Genomic DNA, 18,216 nt, shown 5'->3' with positions numbered 1-18,216 from the left:
GCGGCAACAGTTTAGGGGTATTTCTTATTCATTAATAAGGGGATGTGAAATCAGGATGAAGCAGGCTGTAAAGTTCTTATACATCAGCCACGATCCGATTTCGGTCTGGTTTCGGTATGGCCTGATCCTGTTCGACATCGTGACCATCGTCTTCTTTGTTGCAACCGCGCATATCCCCCATGGCCCGGGAATCACCGCAGCCAGTATTGGTGTCGGTGTGCTCATTCTTATGGATTTTTCGGCCCGGCTTTGGATATCGAAAGATCGTTGGAAGCTATTGCGCCAGACTTACACGCTGGCAGACATCGTTGTTATCGTGTCACTTTTCCTCGATCCGTTCCTGACCGGCAACTTTGCTTTTCTGCGCATTCTGCGCGCCTTACGTCTGATCCACTCGTACCACCTGCTAAGAGATTTGCGGCGGGACAGCAGGTTTTTTCGCACGCATGAAGACGCAGTGATTGCCGCGATCAACCTGTTGGTCTTTGTCTTTGCGACCTCAACCGCTGTGCTTGTGTTCTTTATGCCCGAGGACACTCAGACGCCCTATATCGACGCATTATATTTCACGATGGCGACTCTGACGACCACCGGGTTTGGCGACATCACTCTGACAACGCCAGGCGGAAAGCTGTTTTCGGTTTTCATTATGGTCGTTGGAGTGGCGCTGTTTGTGCGGTTGGCACAAGCGATCTTCATGCCGCAGAAAGTGCGTTACAAATGCTCCAGCTGCGGTCTGTTTCGCCACGATCCGGATGCTGTGCATTGCAAACACTGTGGTGCAACATTGCGGATCGAGACGGGTGGCGCCAGTTAGATCAGAGTTATCAGCGTCAGCAAAAATACGATCTCAGATACTTGCTGCGTGGCCCCCAGAATGTCGCCAGTTTGACCTCCGATCTTGGCTTTTGCGATCTTGGCCACAATCAAACAGGAGATCATCGCAAAAAGCATTGGGGCCAACGCGAGAGACCCCAATAAACCCAAGGCTAATAGGGCCGCCAATACCAACCCAGCCAAAACGGCAGATATCGGCGGCGCGCCGACCGAATGGCTAAGCCCCGAGTGCCGGGCATTTTTGAGCAAGGTCATCAAAGCGGGCATAAGAGACCGGGAAAACACACATGCAGCCAGCACACCTGTCATCATCTCAGCACCAACAAGGGCTGCTATGGCAGTGACTCGCAGAAGCTGAGATAGCAGCAAAGCAAGCACACCGTAGGTACCGATATGGCTGTCTTTCATGATCTCGAGCCGCCGTTCTGCCGTGAACCCTCCCCAAAGACCGTCAAACGTATCAGCCAACCCGTCTTCGTGCATGGCACCCGTGGTTGCGATCAGCATGACAACAATCAGGCTCGCAATCGCAAAGGCGGGCAACTGCGCCCAGATAGCGATCCATGCGGTACCACACGCGAGGGCACCAACGATCAGTCCTGCCAGCGGAAACGCCCAAGCGGCGCGCGACTGGCGGGTAAACGTCTCTTCTGGCAAGCGCGGCAAGGGCAATCGGGTCAGCAAGACCAGAGCTAGCGGAATATCCCACACGGAAAATGGGGCGGTGTCGTTTTTGGTCACTCCCAGGCCTTTCAAGGTCTTGTTGCTTTGCCAAGTTTGGTTAAACACGCAGGACCACTCTGATGCAACGAGGCTTTCAATGCTGCCCGAACTCACCGACCTGAACAGTTTCCGCAATGCGCTGAGCGATGCACCCGGACCAGACCTGTCTGCGCTAAAAGGTGCTGAAGAGCGTAATGGCCAGTTGACCAAACCACCCGGAGCGCTGGGGCGGCTTGAGGATCTGGCGATTTGGTACGCAGGTTGGCGTGGGGACGCGCGGCCTCAGATCACTGCGCCTCAGGTCATTGTGTTCGCTGGTAACCATGGGGTAACGGCGCAAGGTGTTTCGGCTTTCCCGCCCGAAGTAACCGTGCAGATGGTCATGAATTTCGAGCATGGCGGCGCGGCGATCAACCAACTGGCCCAAGCAGCGGGTGCGAAGATGGACGTGCACGCGCTGGAACTGGATCGGCCAACTGCCGATTTTACTCAAGCCGCGGCGATGAGCGAAGAGGACTTGCTGAACGCTCTTCGCACGGGCTGGCAAGCGGTCGATCCGCAGGCCGATCTGCTGGTTGTGGGAGAGATGGGCATCGGCAACACCACCCCGGCAGCCGCCATCGCCTGCGCGTTGTTCGGCGGGGACGCCGCCGACTGGACCGGGCGCGGCACCGGCGTGGATGATGCAGGGCTTGCCAACAAAACCCGTGTGGTTGCCGAAGGGGTTGCCCTGCATGGTTCAGGCGATGGGATACACGTCTTGCGCTGCCTCGGCGGGCGCGAAATTGCAGCCATGGCGGGGGCGATTGCAGCCGCGCGCATTTTGCGTATCCCGGTCATTCTTGACGGATTCATCTGTACCGCTGCAGCAGCCTGCCTGGCGCAGCTTTCGGGCACCGCGCTCGACCACACCATCGCAGGCCACCAAAGTGCCGAAGGCGCGCATCCGGCGATGCTGCGACAGCTGGGCAAGGAACCCTTGCTGAGTCTCGACTTACGTCTGGGCGAGGGCTCTGGCGGGACGCTGGCGATCAACATCCTGAAAAGCGCCGTGACCTGCCACTCCGGTATGGCGACCTTTGCCGAGGCGGGTGTTTCGGACGGTTGAGCTTTGCGCGCAAAGGGATCAGGCTGATTTCTTTGCGTGTTCCTCTGCCAGTTCCAGCAGCGCAGTTTCAAGATCTTTCTGCAGTTTCCGCGCTCGCTCGATATATTTTTTGTTTTCGGCTGTCGGCATACCCGGTATCCACAGCTCGGCCAATTCGCGTACGGATGCCCGATCGTGGTGGTAGAAGGTCTGCTCGGCCTGCGCAGCCTCGTATTCGCTGAGACCGATGTTCTCCAGAACATAGCGACCCGCACGCAGCGATGCATCGAACATCTCTCGTATGATGTCATTCGCACCAGCCTGGTACAGCTCGTAGACATGATTGCGGTCTCTGGCGCGCGCGATGATATGCAGGTCAGGCCGCTGGCGCCGGGCATATCCGACCAGACGGGTGACTTGTTTGTAATCATCCATCGCCACGACCAGAACGGTGGCTTTTTCAATTCCAGCAGCGCGCAGCAACTCGGGACGGGTCGGATCGCCCAGGAACCCTTTGACACCGAACCGCCGCATCAACTGGATGGTTTCGATGTCATGATCCAGAACCACGGTTTTGAAGCCACTGGCCTGTACCAACCGATTGACGATCTGACCAAAGCGACCAATTCCTGCGATGATGACCGGGCCTCTTTCATCGATCTGGTCCGGTTCGATCTGCGGTTTGCTGTCTCTGGCAAAGCGGGAAAGTAGATCGTAGAGAATAAACAGAAGCGGTGTGATCAACATGGTCAAGGCAATGATCATCAGCAGTTTCTGTGACAGGCCCGGAGGGATCACATTCTGCTGCGTTGAGAATGCCAGCAGCACAAATCCGAACTCACCGGCCTGAGCCAGCCCCAGCGTAAACAGCCAGTGATCGCGCCCGCGCAGATTGAATGCCCGCCCGACGATGAACAATATGATCCCCTTGGCCAGGATCACCAGCAGGGCCAGACCGATCAGGTCAAACGGATCGGCGAAGAAGTACCCCACATCTATCCCGGCGCCGACGGTGATGAAGAAGAGACCCAGCAGCAACCCCTTGAAGGGCTCAAGGTCGCTTTCCATCTCGTGCCGGAATTCCGAGCTTGCCAGAACGACACCGGCCAGAAACGCGCCAAGGGCCGGGGACAGCCCCACCAGCGTCATCAGGAATGAGATGCCAACAACGATCATAAGTGCCAGCGCCGTATACATCTCGCGCAGGCGGGTGGCGTGGATAAAGCGAAACAGGGGGCGGGTCAGGTAGATGCCCGCCAGCACGACAAAGGCGACTGCTCCGATCGTGACCAGGGTGACGGCCCAGCCTGGCAGCCCTTCGACCAGCGACAGCGCGGCATGGTGGTCTGCGCCATGGGCGGCGTCAGAGGCCCGCTGGATTGAACCGTCATCTTCGATGTGGATGCTTGCCGGCAAAGCCAGAAGCGGAAGGAAAGCCAGGATTGGGATGACGGCGATGTCCTGCGTCAGCAGAACAGAAAAGGTTGCCCTGCCGCCATTGGTTTGCATCAGCCCTTTTTCGGATAGGGTTTGCAACACGATCGCTGTAGAAGACAGTGACAGTGTTAATCCCACGGCCAGAGATACCGACCAGGGTTGCCCCGTATAAAACGCCACTGCCGCGATTGCGACGGTGGACAGGCCAACCTGCAGCCCCCCAAGGCCCAGCAATTTGTCGCGCATGTCCCACAAGGCGCGGGGTTCCAGTTCAAGCCCGATCAGGAACAGCATCATGACGACGCCAAATTCGGCGACGTGCTGCAGGCTTTCTGTTTCGGCGCCGACAAGGCCCAGAACTGGCCCGATCGCAATTCCGGCGGCCAGATATCCCAGCACCGATCCCAACCCCAGACGCGCGGATAACGGGACCGCAATCACCGCAGCTGCCAAATAGATCGAAGCCTGATAAAGGAACTCGTTCATGAATGCTCTCTCTCGTGCGCTCAGGTCGGGAGCGGCGCATCGCGCTTTAGTTGGTCCATCACGATCTGGCTTTGCACCCGTGCAACAGCAGGATGCGGCAGGATCACTTCATGAAGCAAGCTGTTGAGTGCGGATAAGTCGTCACAATAGACATGAAGCAGGTAATCTGCCTCTCCGGTCATTGTCCAGGCGCTGGTAATCTCAGGTCGGGTATTGACCATGCGGGCAAAGCTTGCGGATTGTTCGGGGCCATGGGTGCCCAGATGCACCTGAATAAAGCCTTGCACCTGCAGACCCAGTTTCAATGGGTCCAGTCGGGCAGTGTATCCTGTGATATAACCCTCGGCCTCAAGCCTTTGTCGGCGACGACCCGCCTGACTGGCCGACAAGTTCAGCATCTCGCCCAACTGGTGTGCCGTCAGATGAGCGTCTTTCTGCAAAGCTGACAACAGCCGTGTGTCTGTTGCATCCAGCATGTGCGGAGATTCTCCAATTTTTGTCCGGTACGTGCGGCATCTCCGCACTTAAGATAAGTTTATAGGAAAACAACGCGCAGAAACAGCGCTGATTAAGGCGTATTTTTGAATCAGCAAAGAAATTCCTGTTTTCCGAGGAGACGCGCCATGGGTCCTTTCCCACATAACGCCCCGAAATCTGTGATCAGTGATGAAAACCCTGCCGGAACCGATGGGTTCGAATTTGTCGAATTCGCCCATCCCGAACCGCAGGAACTGCGCGATCTGTTTGCGCGAATGGGGTTCGAATATGTCGGCTATCATCGCGATACGCCCAAGGTCGAGCTGTGGCAGCAAGGCGATGTCACATACATCCTGAATGCAGACCCCGACAGTTTTGCAGCCAAATTTGTGGCCGAGCATGGCCCCTGCGCCCCGTCGATGGGCTGGCGCGTCGTGGATGCGCAAAAGGCCTATGAACACGCAATTGCCAAAGGGGCCGAGCCCTATAATGGCGCCGACAAGACAATGAATGCCCCGGCCATCAAGGGCATCGGTGGCTCATTGTTGTATTTCATCGATCAGTATTACGACACCTCTCCCTACAACGAAGAGTTCGAGTGGCTGAAGCAGTCTAAACCGCGCGGTGACGGGTTCTATTACCTCGACCACCTGACCCATAACGTATTCAAGGGCAATATGGACAAATGGTTCAAGTTCTATTGCGATCTGTTCAACTTCCGCGAAATCCGCTTTTTCGACATTCAGGGTAAGCATACCGGCCTATTCAGCCGGGCGCTGACTTCTCCCTGCGGTCGTATCCGAATCCCGATCAACGAAGATCGCGGCGAGACAGGGCAGATCGTATCTTACCTGAAGAAGTACAAAGGCGAGGGCATCCAGCATATCGCGGTCGGCAGCGACGACATCTATAGCTCGACCGATGCGATTGCCCAGAAAGGGCTGAAGTTCATGCCGGGCCCGAACGAGGCGTATTACGACATGTCCTATGACCGCGTGACCGGCCATGATGAACCTAAAGACCGGATGATGAAACACGGTATCCTTATCGACGGTGAAGGCGTCGTGGATGGGGGCGAGACTAAGATCCTGCTGCAGATTTTCTCAAAAACCGTTATTGGGCCGATCTTTTTTGAGTTCATTCAACGCAAGGGCGATGACGGGTTTGGTGAAGGTAATTTCAAAGCCCTGTTTGAATCGATTGAACGCGAGCAGATTGAATCGGGCGAGATATCGGCTGCCTGATCGCAGATCAATGCAAACACCAGAGCGCCCGGTTCACTGAACAGGGCGCTCTGACTCTATCCGCGCGGCATTTTGAGCGTGATGTTCTTGCCGCGTTTCTGATAACGTAACTCGCTGTCGCCGATGGCGATGACGTTTCCACCGTCGATGCGGTCCCCCACTTTCAGCTTCTTATAGCGGCCGCTGGGCAGGCGCACCAACGCGCGGCGATTGGCCGGCGTGCCGTAAACGCCGATCAGGTTGAGCTTACGCAGGTTGATCGCATTGTCGATGGTCGCCTGACGCGCAACCGAGGCGGTTGTCGGTATCTTCGGCTTCACCGCTTTCGGCTGGAACGATCCGGCCTCGTCAGCTTTGGTGGCCACATTTGCGGTTGACCCAAGCGGAGCACTTCCCGCATCGGGTTTCTTTGCAACCAATGCGGCGATATTTGCAGGGCGCGCTTTGGGTCGTGGTACGCGAACAACAGCCAGAGCGGTTGGCGTTTCGTCAACCTGCGGTTTGGTCTGCAGGCTTTCGGGCCGCAACTTGGGCCGAACAGATGCGAGCTCTTCCCGTGAGCGGCCGCCCAATTGCTGCCGTTCAAACAGGTCGACAAGGTTGTCAGGACGTGGGCGCGGGCGCCGGCCCGCCAGCCGGTCGTCGATCTGTTCCACTACGGGTTCAGTCTCGAACCGCGTTGGCGGTTCAGGAGGCACCGAGGACGGACGCCCCAGATACACCATGACACCAGCCGGGTTCAGCGTGCCCTCGGCGCTGGGTGTCACCAGTCCGCGCTCATCCAGTTCAAATCTCTGCCCCGCAGCACCTGGCAGGGCGGTCGTCTCGAATGGCTCGTCGGTATTGAGGCTGTCGACCGAAGGCAGCGCGATGGTGTCGGTTGAAAGATCAGCACGATCGACCGAGGTCAAATAGATGTCGGTGTCCTGTTGCTTTGGCGGTTCGGTCAACCCGTTTGGTTCGATAGGAGCGGTCCCGGTGAATTCCCGAAACGCCGTTTTGGAATCCGGCAAATCAGCTATCTCTTCAACCGGTTCCGGTGCGACTTTCAAGGCTTCTAGAATCGCGGCATCCGTTGCTGACAGCTCTGGTTCATCATCAGAGGGAGTGACAGCCGTCGTATCAGCAATCTTGGGCGCGTTGGGCTCAATCGTTGTTGCGACCTCGGGTTGGGGCTCGGGTTCGGGTGCTTCGGTGACCTGTGGCTCGGGCGTCTCGATCGTTGGCGCATCACGGTTCAGGGACCAGAGACCAACTACCATGCCCAAAAGGACAGAGGCTGCAACTGCCGGAATGACATATCGTTTTACGTCCACTTCGGCCGAAACAGTTGATGGCGCAGCGCTTTGAACGGGTCGGAATGCAGCAGGATCAGCCGCTTCTGCAATGGCATGAACCGGCACATCCGGTGATTCATCTGGCGCCTCTTTCGGCGCTTCTGTCATCGGTGCGGGGGTATCCATGACCGGTATTGTGTCCGGCTCGGACGTGGGCAGCTCGTGAACCGGGCCATTCAAGGCGTCGTCACCGGTTGCGCTGACCCAGAACGCCTCGGGGATGAAACCGTGTTCAATGGCGAATGAGTGTGCTTCATCCATTGTCCGTTTTGCGATGGCGGCGACATGCGTATTCGGTCCATCGGGAACCGCGACATAGGTCAGCTCGGACAGGTCATAAGGCGTGGCCGAATCCAGCGTGGTTCGTACTGTCTGTTCTACTGCGTCCAAATCCATCCCGTCGGTGTCGATCGTCAACAGGCGCACCTGATCCGGGGGGATGACAAGCTTGCAGCTCAGATCATTTTCCAGCGCGAATCCCTGATCCCGAAGGGCCTGCATCTGGTCTGCGAAATCCGGCGCATCCAGAGGAACGGTTCCAATGCAGTACCAGTCTCCATCCGACTGGTGATGCAAGGAAATGCCGTTTTCAGAAAATGACAGCGCAAAGGCGGGTTTCATAATCCGGATGAACCATAATTGTCAGGTTTGATGCAAACGCTCTGATGTCTGCCCAGCGAGATTAGAGCAGGAACCCGCCGAGGGAAAGAAAAAGGCACGTTTCCCCCTTGCCGTGTGTGGTGGCAACAACCCATCTTGTGTCCAAGCAAACAGGAGGGATCACCTTGAAGACACTTGCTTTTCTGGCTGCCATGACGGCAGCAGTCGCGGCGTTGCCTGCCCATGCGGAAGAACGTCGCATCACCGTCAGTGGGACCGGGACGGCGCTGGCAGCGCCTGATATGGCAACGATAACGCTTGGTGTGACCAATCAGGACGCGCAGGCCTCGGCGGCGATGCAGGCGACCTCGGATGCGGTGACGCAAATTCTGAAGCGACTGGATGAGATGGGTTTGGAAGCACGTGATGTGCAAACCCGTGATCTGTCGCTGTCCCCGGTTTGGTCCGGACGCAATATCTCGAGCAGCGAAGCGCCGAAGATTACCGGCTTTACGGCCTCGAATCGGGTTTCGGTCCGGGTGCGGGATTTGGGTAACCTCGGGCAAATCATGGATGCGGTCATCAAGGATGGCGCCAATGATTTCGGCGGCCTGAGTTTTGGCGTGCAGGAACCCAAGCCGCTTGAGGCGGAGGCACGTGCCAAGGCCGTGGCCGACGCGACCGAAAAGGCACAGCAACTGGCGCAGGCGTCCGGGGTTACCTTGGGCCCTGTGATATCGATCAACGATCATGGTGGCGGCGTCCGTCCGATGGCCCAGATGCGCGAGATGGCGATGTCGGATGCCGGTGGCGTTCCGGTCGCTGGTGGAGAGATTTCCGTATCCGTCAATATCGCGATGGAGTTCGAAATCTCGGATTAAGCTATGATCCCACGCGGGCTTGCAACGATTGGCGCTGCTGGCCCGCTGCATCGAAATTTCCCGGCGCGAGCCAGTTCTCGAACGCGGCCCGAATACGCGGCCATTCGCTGTCGATAATCGAGAACCAAGCCGTATCCCGGTTGCGCCCTTTATAATGCGTCGCCTGCCGGAATATGCCTTCGAACGTAAAGCCCAAACGCTCAGCAGCCTGCCGTGAAGGCGCATTCAGCGCATCACATTTCCATTCATAGCGGCGATAGCCCAATTCGTCGAACACGCGGCGCATCATCAGGTACATGACCTCGGTCGATTGCGGCTTGCGCTGGAGCAGGGGCGAGAAATGGATATGCCCCACTTCGATTGCACCCGCCGCTGGTTCGACCCGCAGGTAGGAGGCCATTCCGACCGGGATTTCATCCGCGTCAAGCACGGTATGAAACATCGGATCGGCATCCATGCAATTGGCCTGCGCCCAAGCGGTGAAATCGGCCTCGGACCCGAAAGGGCCGTAGGGCAGGTAAGTCCAGTTGTGGCCGTCGGTGTCATTGGCAAACGCCCGGTACAATCCGGGCGCATGGCGGTTAACATCAAGCGGCACGACCGAGCAGAACCGGCCCTGCATCGGCGTATAGGGCGGGGTAGGGCGAGGAAACTCGCCCCTAACTGGAAGGCCAATTGGCTGACCCAGTTGGTTTGTATCGTGTTCTGCCATCAGATCAGATGTTGGCTTTGGACAGGGCCTGATCCAGATCGGCGATCAGGTCGTCCGCATCCTCGATCCCGATTGAGACACGTACGACACCGGGTCCGGCCCCTGCGGCCTCTTGTTGCTCGGGGGTCAGTTGCCGGTGCGTAGTCGAGGCCGAGTGAATGATCAGCGACCGTGCATCGCCCAGATTGGCCACATGGCTAAATATTTCGAGCGCGTTAACCAGCTTGATGCAGGCGTCATAGCCGCCCTTGACCGCGAAGGTGAACAAGGCACCGGCCCCGCGCGGGTAGTGCTTTTTCACCCTGTCGCTATAGGGCGAAGAGGGCAGGCCAGCATAGGTCACATAATCCACGCGATCATCCGCTTCCAGCCATGCCGCAATCTTTTGCGCATTCTCAACGTGGCGTTCCATCCTCAAGGACAGGGTTTCGATCCCCATCAGCGTGTAGTGCGCCGCCTGAGGGTTCATCGTCATGCCCAGATCGCGCAGGCCGATTGCGATGCCGTGGAAGGTGAAAGCCAGCGGGCCGAAGGTTTCGTGGAACTTCAGGCCATGATAGGCGGGCTCGGGTTCGCTGAGCGACGGGAACTTGCCATTCGCCGACCAGTCAAACTTGCCTGAATCCACGATGCACCCGCCAGTGACGGTTCCGTTGCCGGTCAGGTATTTAGTGGTCGAATGTACGACCAGAGTCGCACCGTACTCGATTGGACGGCACAGGTATGGGGTTGCCGAGGTGTTGTCTACGATGAGCGGAATACCTGCCGCATCTGACACATCCGCCAGAGCGCGGATATCAGTGACATAGCCACCGGGGTTGGCAATGGATTCGCAGAACACCGCGCGGGTGTTTTCGTCGATCGCGTCCTTCACGGCGTCCAGATCATCGGTGTCGACGAACTTGGCCGACCAGCCAAAGCGTTTGATGGTCTGACTGAATTGCGTGACCGTGCCGCCGTAGAGCCGGGTTGAGGCGACCACGTTGCAGCCCGGCCCCATCAATGGGAACAGCGCCATGATCTGCGCCGCGTGACCGGACGAGCAGCACACCGCGCCAACGCCGCCTTCTAGCGTGGCGACCCGTTCCTGCAGCACCGCGACGGTCGGGTTGGTCAGGCGTGAATAGATAAATCCCACCTCCTGCAGGTTGAACAACGCGGCTGCGTGATCGGCGTCGCGGAACACATATGCGGTAGTCTGATAAATCGGTGTCTGGCGTGCGCCTGTGGCGGGGTCGGGGCGAGCGCCGGCGTGAATTTGCAGCGTGTCGAAACCATAGGTGGGGCCGTCAGACATCTTAGATATCTCCTGTTGGAACTATTGTTGCAGACTGTCTAGGACATTGATCCGTCACGCACAACGTTCGCGTCACCGCAGCCAGAGGCCCTTGGACTTGATCATTTTGCGAATGACCTGCTCGCGCGCTGGCAGGTTGTCGCGGTCAAACAGTGCCCGGATTTTTGCTCCCTTGCGCTGGATGACCAGCTTTTTGAGCGGCTCATACGCTTTGAGCACCTTTTTGATTTTGTTCGGGGTTACAACGGTTTCCAGCACCTCGACCACATGATCGCTTTCGCGTGCGTAGAGCATGGGGAACAGATGATAATGACAGCTGACAGATCCATCCAACAGGCCTTTGGGTAAAGCATCCCGGCCACCGCCAAAGGAATGGATGACCAACGGCAGGGCCACCTGATCCAGCCAGGGGTTCAGTACCTGCCCGGTCAGTTCGGGAATTTCCTCGTCCCGGATGGCGCGGGCATAGTCCAGATACCTCTCGCCGAATTGGCGGGGGCATTTGTAGAAAAAGTATCCGGCGTTGAAGTACAGGTAATGACGCCAATACCCCGTCGGCTGACCGGGATCGAGGGAGCTTTCGAAATCCAGTCCAAACCGATCATAGAGCGCGCGCCAGATACCTTCATGTCCGGGACCATAGAGCGTGGGTTTGGGCCATGTACCTTCAACCCGAAGTGAGGCTCCGGGCCGTTCGAAATCGAATGGTACATCAGCCAATTCGCCGGTGATCAGCGTGTCGGTGTCGAAAAAGACGAAGGGTTCGCCCTCGGGCATGGCCAGCAAGGCTTCGATCTTGTTTCCGATCGGGTAGTTTGCGCCAAAGGTATTACATTCGAACGGCAGTATCTCGGCGCCCAACTGCTGTAGGGCATGTAGCACATCGGCGTCGTGAATGCTTGGGTCTTGTGGCCACAGCGGGCCTTTTTGCGGCACGCCGACAAACAGTCGTCCGCTGAACTGCGGGGCGCTGTGGCGCAATGAGGCCGCGAACAAAAGCGCCTCATATTGTAGGCGGTTGTTTTGCCCGATGATGAGGATGTTGAATGTCGCCGGACTTGCCTGCATATTGTCGCACTTCCTGATCGGGCCTGAAATAGGCACCTGCCTGAACCGGAACTACAACAAGCTGTGAAGGGCGTCAAAACCCGAAATACCCGCAGTTTGAAAAACCGGTTCCAAAACCCATCTAAAGTGACAGCAAAGCAGGAGGATTGCAGATGCGTGTCAATGCAGATTTCACCCAGCGGGTCGCCGTTCACTTTGATCAGACCGAATGGGTCACGACCCCGGCTGCCGGGGTCGAACGCAAGATGCTGGACCGCATAGGCAACGAGGTGGCGCGGGCCACCACGATTGTACGCTTCGCACCCGGCAGCGCCTTTGCGGCGCATACTCATGAAGGGGGCGAGGAATATTTGGTGCTTGATGGCGTATTTCAGGATGAAACCGGAGATTTCCCGGTGGGCAGCTATGTGCGCAATCCTCCGACTTCATCCCATACTCCTTCGGCCAGTGAGGGCGCGACCATTCTCGTCAAATTGCACCAGTTTGACCCCGATGACCGAACCGAGGTGCGCCGCTCGATCAACGGCGGCGGGGATATCGATTTGTTCACGGATGCGCATGAGAATGTTCAGGTCCAAAGCTGGGCTGCGGGTGAGCGTATTGAACTGGACGCCAGCAACGGGATTGAGGTCTTTGTGATCGAGGGCAACTTTTCCGAGGCTGATGAGAAATTCGGCGTCTGGGACTGGCTGCGATTGCCGCCCGGCTCAAGCTTAACTGCCGTCGCTGGTGAAGGCGGAGCCCGCATTTGGATCAAATCCGATCACCTTGGCAGTATGATCTGACGTAGAACCTGCTGCAAAAATGCGCAGTTTCCACTGAAATCCGGGCCCATCTGCCCGGATTTTTCATTTTTTGACCAATTAATAAATTTTACCAATTGATAAAAAATCAGAATATGGCAAGCTGGAACGCATAACATATATATCTACAGGGAGTAGAGTGATGGCACAGGGCCAGATGGCACCCGGGATCGTCTCTGGGCGGCTTTCCAGCGATGAGCTGACCTCGAATTTCACCGATTTGCATCCGCCGCTGGCCCCGCATGAGGCAGCCGTGGCCGCAGATCGCTGTTATTTCTGCTATGACGCGCCATGTGTGACGGCCTGTCCGACGGATATCGATATTCCGTTGTTCATTCGTCAGATTCAGGCGGGGCAACCTCGGGCAGCTGGGCAGACCATATTCGAACAGAATATTCTGGGCGGTATGTGTGCCCGCGTGTGCCCGACCGAGACATTGTGCGAAGAGGCCTGTGTGCGCGAAGCTGCCGAAGGCAAGCCGGTTGAGATTGGGCGTTTGCAGCGTTTTGCCACCGATGACGTGATGACAAGCGGAGAGCATCCCTTTGAACGTGCCGGGCTAACGGGCAAGACAGTCGCCGTTGTCGGCGCGGGCCCAGCTGGGTTGGCTTGTGCCCACCGTTTGGCGATGTTGGGCCATGATGTGGTTATCCACGAAACCAAGCCCAAGCCCGGCGGTCTAAACGAATATGGGATCGCTGCCTACAAATCGACCAACAACTTCGCGCAGGCCGAAGTCGACTGGCTGCTGAAAATTGGTGGCATCTCGATTGAAACAGGGTCGGTTCTGGGTGAGACGGTCTCGCTTGACGGATTGCTTGAGGCTTATGATGCGGTGTTTCTTTCGATCGGACTGGCTGGCGTAAACGCGCTGCGCGCGCAGGGGGCCGAAACGGATGGTGTGCGCCATGCGGTAGATTTTATTTCGGATGTGCGACAGGCCGATGACCTTTCGCATCTGCCGGTTGGTCGCAATGTGGTGGTGATTGGTGGTGGCATGACCGCGGTGGATGCTGCTGTGAAATCCAAGCTGTTGGGCGCTGAACATGTCACCATCGCCTATCGCCGGGACCGCGAGGCGATGGGGGCCAGCCGGTACGAACAAGATCTGGCGGCTTCGCACGGTGTTCGGATCATGTGTAATGTCCAGCCGGTTGCCGTTCTTGGAAAAGGTGCAGCCGCAGAGATCGAACTGGAGTATACTGCCAGTCATGATGGGCAATTGAGTGGTGCGGGCGACACTGTTCGCGTCCCGGCCGATCAGGTCCTGAAAGCGATTGGTCAAACACTGGAAGGCGCACCCGAGGGGCTGGAGCTGGATGGCAACAAGATAGCGGTCAGCGCAGCAGGGCGAACGTCGTTGAACGGGGTTTGGGCCGGCGGGGACTGTGCCGCAGGTGGTGATGACCTGACCGTGACAGCTGTTGCCGAAGGGCGCGACGCGGCGATGGATATCCACGCGACCCTTTCGGTGTGATGGCTCAGGCTGAGAACTGGGTATTTAGGAAAAGATGAAGATGCAGGATTGCATCAGGGAGGCCGGACAAATGGCTGATTTAACGACAAACTTTCTAGGAATTTCAAGCCCGAATCCGTATTGGCTGGCGTCAGCGCCGCCAACGGACAAGGAATACAACGTACGCCGAGCCTTCGAGGCTGGCTGGGGTGGTGTAGTCTGGAAAACGCTGGGGGCTGAGGGGCCTCCGGTCGTAAATGTGAACGGGCCGCGATATGGTGCAATTTACGGAGCGGATCGTCGCTTGCTGGGCTTGAACAATATCGAACTGATCACTGACCGCCCACTTGAGGTCAACCTCGAGGAAATGGCGCGGGTCAAAGCCGACTATCCTGACCGCGCGCTGATTGCTTCGATCATGGTACCTTGCGAAGAAGCGGCCTGGAAAGCCATTCTGCCACGTGTGGCCGAGACCGACGCTGACGGGATTGAGCTGAACTTTGGCTGCCCGCATGGGATGAGCGAGCGTGGAATGGGCGCTGCGGTGGGTCAGGTGCCGGAATATATCGAGATGGTAACCCGCTGGTGCAAGCAGTATTACGACCGCCCTGTGATCGTGAAGCTGACACCGAATATCACCGATGTTCGCAAACCGGCGGCGGCGGCCAAGAATGGTGGCGCGGATGCGGTGTCGCTGATCAATACGATCAACTCGATCACCAGCGTCGATCTGGATACGTTCAGCCCTGAGCCCTCAATCGACGGCAAAGGCAGCCACGGAGGGTATTGTGGACCAGCAGTGAAGCCAATCGCGTTGTCGATGGTTTCCGAGATCGCGCGGGCTGAGGCCACACATGGTTTACCCATCTCGGGCATAGGTGGGGTGACCACTTGGCGCGATGCGGCCGAGTTTATCTCGCTGGGTTGCGGGAACGTTCAGGTTTGCACCGCCGCAATGACATATGGGTTCAAGATCATCGACGAACTGACTGCTGGGTTGTCAGAATGGATGGACGAGAAAGGCTATACCAGCATTGATCAAGTGATTGGACGCGCGGTGCCCAATGTCACTGATTGGCAATACCTGAACCTCAACTACATCGCCAAAGCCAAGATCGATCAGGATCAGTGTATCAAATGTGGTCGGTGTTACGCGGCGTGTGAAGATACTAGTCATCAGGCGATTTCGATGTCGTCGGATCGGGTATTCGAGGTGATCGATGAAGAATGCGTAGCCTGCAACCTCTGCGTTGATGTTTGTCCGGTCGATAGCTGTATCTCGATGGTTCCCATGACCGCCGGAGAGATTGATCCGCGCACCGGCAAAGCTGTTGATCCTGAATATGCCAACTGGACAACACATCCCAACAACCCCATGGCGAAGGCGGCTGAATAAGCAGAGGTTTTTCGTCGAAAAATCTTGGGTGAGAAAATTCGCCGAATATTCTCAGACCAAGATGTCGATTGGGCCGTTGTGACAAATCACGATGTATTAGTTGGCGGTGCGGATGAGGTGGTGTCCGCGCCGTTTGATCTCGGTCTGGAACGCACCTTGATCTACTTCCCGCTCAACCCACGCAACTGAACGACGCACGACAGCACCGGTTTGTGCTGACCGGGAAGATAAAAGTTGCGAGATCCAGGGGGCGGGGTTAGGTCTGCGGGTCATCATGACGGCAGCTTTTCCCATCAGGGTTAATCATCCCCTAAGGGGTCAGCAGTTTTCGATAAAGCGTTTCAACAAAGAGAGGGGCACCTTCAAAGGGGTCTTCATCCCCTAGGATGGCGCGAACCTGTACCTCGAAATCCGCATAATGCTGGGTCAGCGCCCAAATCGAGAAAATGAGATGATAGGGGTGAACGCGTGCGATTCTTTCCTGATCCATCCAACGGGTCAGGATTGCTGTTTTTTCATCGACCAGCTTCTTTAGATCTGTCGACAGCGCATCGTGAATGCGCGGTGCGCCCTGTACAAGCTCATTGGCGAACAGACGGCTTTCGCGCGGCAGATCGCGGCTCATCTCAAGCTTGCGCTGGATATAAGCTAGTATTTCTTCCAACGGGTCGCCGTTTTCGTTCAGCGCATGTAGCGGGGCCAGCCAGACTTCAAGCAGGCCCGACAGAAGGGCGGTATGGATCGCCTCTTTTGATGGGAAGTAATACAGCAGGTTTGGTTTACTCAGCCCCGCTTCGGCAGCGATCTGGTCCACGGTTGCACCGCGAAATCCATGAGCAGAGAAAACATTTAACGCCGCCTCTAGAATCACTGCGCGGTTCTTTTGCTGAATCCGGGTCGGGGCGCGGTCTTTGGGCATGTTCACCTGATGTCTCTTTTCCGGCCAGTTGGGTGCCGAATGTGTCGAAAATTCCGGCAGGACGATGCAATTTCTTGACTGATGTTGAACCCGTGATAGCGTGAGTTTGACCAGATGGTCAAATCAAGACACCAAAAGCGAGCCAAATCGCAAGCAATAGGGAAGTACAAGATGGCAGCTTCGGCGCAGAACCTCAGGATCAATGGCGACAGGTTGTGGGATAGCCTGATGGAGATGGCCAAGATCGGACCCGGTGTCGCGGGAGGGAACAACCGTCAGACACTGACCGATGAGGACGCCGAAGGACGCGCACTTTTTCAGAAGTGGTGTGAGGAAGCCAGGTGTTCGATGGGTCTGGATCAGATGGGCAATATGTTTGCCTGGCGGGAGGGGACGGACCCTGAGGCGTTGCCGGTTTATGTCGGTTCGCATCTGGATACACAACCTACGGGTGGAAAGTATGATGGCGTTTTGGGCGTGCTGGGTGGACTGGAGATCATTCGCACCCTGAATGATCTGGGAATCAAGACGAAACATCCCATCGTGGCTACCAACTGGACCAACGAAGAGGGGACACGCTATGCGCCTGCAATGTTGTCTTCGGGTGTGTTTGCCGGAATGCATACGCAGGATTGGGCCTATGATCGTGAAGACGCCGAAGGGAAGAAATTCGGGGATGAACTAAGGCGCATTGGTTGGTGTGGCGAGGAAGAAGTGGGGGCGCGCAAGATGCACGCATTTTTTGAGCTACACATTGAACAGGGTCCCATTCTGGAAGCTGAAGGCAAGGATATTGGCGTCGTCACTCATGGCCAGGGTTTGAGCTGGACCCAGGTGACGGTCACCGGCAAGGATGCACATACCGGGTCGACGCCAATGCCCATGCGCAAGAATGCGGGGCTGGCTATGGCGCGTATTCTTGAAAAAGTGGATGAAATCGCATGGTCACATGCGCCTCATGCGGTGGGTGCAGTAGGGCACATCGATGTGTATCCGAATTCGCGCAACGTGATCCCAGGAAAGGCGGTTTTCACGGTCGATTTCCGTTCGCCCGATCTGGATGTGATTACAGATATGGAAAACCGTCTGCGGGTTGCCGCAGAGGATATTGTCGATGAGATGGGCCTGCAAATCCAATTTGAGAGGGTTGGCGGCTTTGATCCGGTGAAATTTGACGGAGACTGCGTGGCGGCGGTGCGCGGTGCGGCAGAGCGGTTAGGCTATTCTCATACGGATATCATCTCGGGGGCTGGGCATGATGCGTGTTGGATCAATCGGGTGGCTCCGACCGCGATGGTGATGTGCCCTTGTGTCGATGGGTTGAGCCATAACGAAGCCGAAGAGATCAGCAAGGATTGGGCTGCAGCCGGGGCGGATGTTCTGTTTCATGCAGTCATTGAGACGGCTGAGATCGTGGAATAGGGGGCTCTGCCCCCGTCGCCCAATGGGCGACTCC

Annotated in this window: 16 protein-coding genes; 8 read left to right on the top strand and 8 right to left on the bottom strand. The window is 57.0% G+C overall.

The genetic code is table 11. The annotated features are described in order from the left end of the window. Positions 1-55: 55 nt before the first annotated feature. Positions 56-817 (top strand): potassium channel family protein, encoded by a 762-nt coding sequence (locus BLU89_RS05310; protein WP_074735038.1) that lies wholly within the window; start codon positions 56-58, stop codon positions 815-817. Here the strand turns inward: BLU89_RS05310 and cobS are convergent. Then, entirely contained in the window at positions 814-1,578 is a 765-nt protein-coding gene (gene cobS / locus BLU89_RS05305; protein WP_074736406.1) for an adenosylcobinamide-GDP ribazoletransferase, read from the bottom strand. The two genes, BLU89_RS05310 and cobS, sit on opposite strands and share 4 nt — an antisense overlap. Before the next feature lie 79 nt (positions 1,579-1,657). On the opposite strand from cobS, the gene cobT reads away from it, so the two are divergent. Continuing rightward, positions 1,658-2,668, top strand: coding sequence for a nicotinate-nucleotide--dimethylbenzimidazole phosphoribosyltransferase (cobT, locus tag BLU89_RS05300; RefSeq protein WP_074735036.1), 1,011 nt, complete (start codon positions 1,658-1,660; stop codon positions 2,666-2,668). 18 nt (positions 2,669-2,686) lie between these two features. Here the strand turns inward: cobT and BLU89_RS05295 are convergent, their stop codons facing one another. Together BLU89_RS05295 and BLU89_RS05290 are read right to left on the bottom strand one after the other, a co-directional pair. Then, complete coding sequence (locus BLU89_RS05295) at positions 2,687-4,570, bottom strand: monovalent cation:proton antiporter-2 (CPA2) family protein (RefSeq protein ID WP_074735035.1); 1,884 nt, start codon at positions 4,568-4,570, stop codon at positions 2,687-2,689. A gap of 20 nt (positions 4,571-4,590) precedes the next feature. Further along, positions 4,591-5,046: an Lrp/AsnC family transcriptional regulator gene (locus tag BLU89_RS05290; RefSeq protein ID WP_074735033.1), complete on the bottom strand. Its 456-nt coding sequence runs from the start codon at positions 5,044-5,046 to the stop codon at positions 4,591-4,593. A gap of 147 nt (positions 5,047-5,193) precedes the next feature. On the opposite strand from BLU89_RS05290, the gene hppD reads away from it, so the two are divergent. After that, positions 5,194-6,291: a 4-hydroxyphenylpyruvate dioxygenase gene (gene hppD, locus BLU89_RS05285; protein ID WP_074735032.1), complete on the top strand. Its 1,098-nt coding sequence runs from the start codon at positions 5,194-5,196 to the stop codon at positions 6,289-6,291. Positions 6,292-6,347: 56 nt separating this feature from the next. On the opposite strand, the gene BLU89_RS05280 is transcribed toward hppD, so the two are convergent. After that, positions 6,348-8,249 (bottom strand): hypothetical protein, encoded by a 1,902-nt coding sequence (locus BLU89_RS05280; protein WP_074735030.1) that lies wholly within the window; start codon positions 8,247-8,249, stop codon positions 6,348-6,350. 164 nt (positions 8,250-8,413) lie between these two features. Here BLU89_RS05280 and BLU89_RS05275 point away from each other — a divergent pair, with 164 nt between their 5' ends. Then, entirely contained in the window at positions 8,414-9,109 is a 696-nt protein-coding gene (locus BLU89_RS05275) for an SIMPL domain-containing protein (protein WP_074736405.1), read from the top strand. Between the two features lies 1 nt (position 9,110). Here the strand turns inward: BLU89_RS05275 and BLU89_RS05270 are convergent, their stop codons facing one another. From BLU89_RS05270 to BLU89_RS05260, 3 genes are all read right to left on the bottom strand, one after another. Then, complete coding sequence (locus BLU89_RS05270) at positions 9,111-9,821, bottom strand: GNAT family N-acetyltransferase (protein WP_074735029.1); 711 nt, start codon at positions 9,819-9,821, stop codon at positions 9,111-9,113. Between the two features lie 4 nt (positions 9,822-9,825). After that, on the bottom strand, positions 9,826-11,118 hold the full coding sequence (locus BLU89_RS05265; RefSeq protein ID WP_074735027.1) for an O-acetylhomoserine aminocarboxypropyltransferase/cysteine synthase family protein: 1,293 nt from the start codon (positions 11,116-11,118) through the stop codon (positions 9,826-9,828). Positions 11,119-11,190: 72 nt separating this feature from the next. Next, a complete protein-coding gene (locus BLU89_RS05260; RefSeq protein WP_074735026.1) occupies positions 11,191-12,186 on the bottom strand; it encodes a hypothetical protein in 996 nt (331 codons plus the stop codon). Between the two features lie 152 nt (positions 12,187-12,338). Between BLU89_RS05260 and BLU89_RS05255 the strand changes: the two genes are divergently transcribed. From BLU89_RS05255 to preA, 3 genes are all read left to right on the top strand, one after another. Next, a complete protein-coding gene (locus BLU89_RS05255; protein ID WP_074735024.1) occupies positions 12,339-12,971 on the top strand; it encodes a cupin domain-containing protein in 633 nt (210 codons plus the stop codon). 160 nt (positions 12,972-13,131) lie between these two features. After that, the gene (locus BLU89_RS05250; protein WP_074735023.1) at positions 13,132-14,466 is read left to right on the top strand and encodes an NAD(P)-dependent oxidoreductase; all 1,335 of its coding nucleotides are present in this window, start codon (positions 13,132-13,134) and stop codon (positions 14,464-14,466) included. Positions 14,467-14,536: 70 nt separating this feature from the next. Then, positions 14,537-15,841: an NAD-dependent dihydropyrimidine dehydrogenase subunit PreA gene (gene preA, locus BLU89_RS05245; protein ID WP_074736403.1), complete on the top strand. Its 1,305-nt coding sequence runs from the start codon at positions 14,537-14,539 to the stop codon at positions 15,839-15,841. 310 nt (positions 15,842-16,151) lie between these two features. Here the strand turns inward: preA and BLU89_RS05235 are convergent, their stop codons facing one another. After that, complete coding sequence (locus tag BLU89_RS05235) at positions 16,152-16,760, bottom strand: TetR family transcriptional regulator C-terminal domain-containing protein (RefSeq protein WP_074735019.1); 609 nt, start codon at positions 16,758-16,760, stop codon at positions 16,152-16,154. A 171-nt stretch (positions 16,761-16,931) separates the two neighbouring features. Between BLU89_RS05235 and BLU89_RS05230 the strand changes: the two genes are divergently transcribed. Next, positions 16,932-18,182 (top strand): Zn-dependent hydrolase, encoded by a 1,251-nt coding sequence (locus tag BLU89_RS05230; RefSeq protein WP_074735018.1) that lies wholly within the window; start codon positions 16,932-16,934, stop codon positions 18,180-18,182. Positions 18,183-18,216 lie beyond the last annotated feature (34 nt).

Origin of the sequence: Ruegeria halocynthiae (assembly GCF_900106805.1) — a bacterium.
GTDB classification, from domain to species: domain Bacteria; phylum Pseudomonadota; class Alphaproteobacteria; order Rhodobacterales; family Rhodobacteraceae; genus Ruegeria; species Ruegeria halocynthiae.
This window is presented reverse-complemented; position numbering and strand designations above follow the sequence as displayed.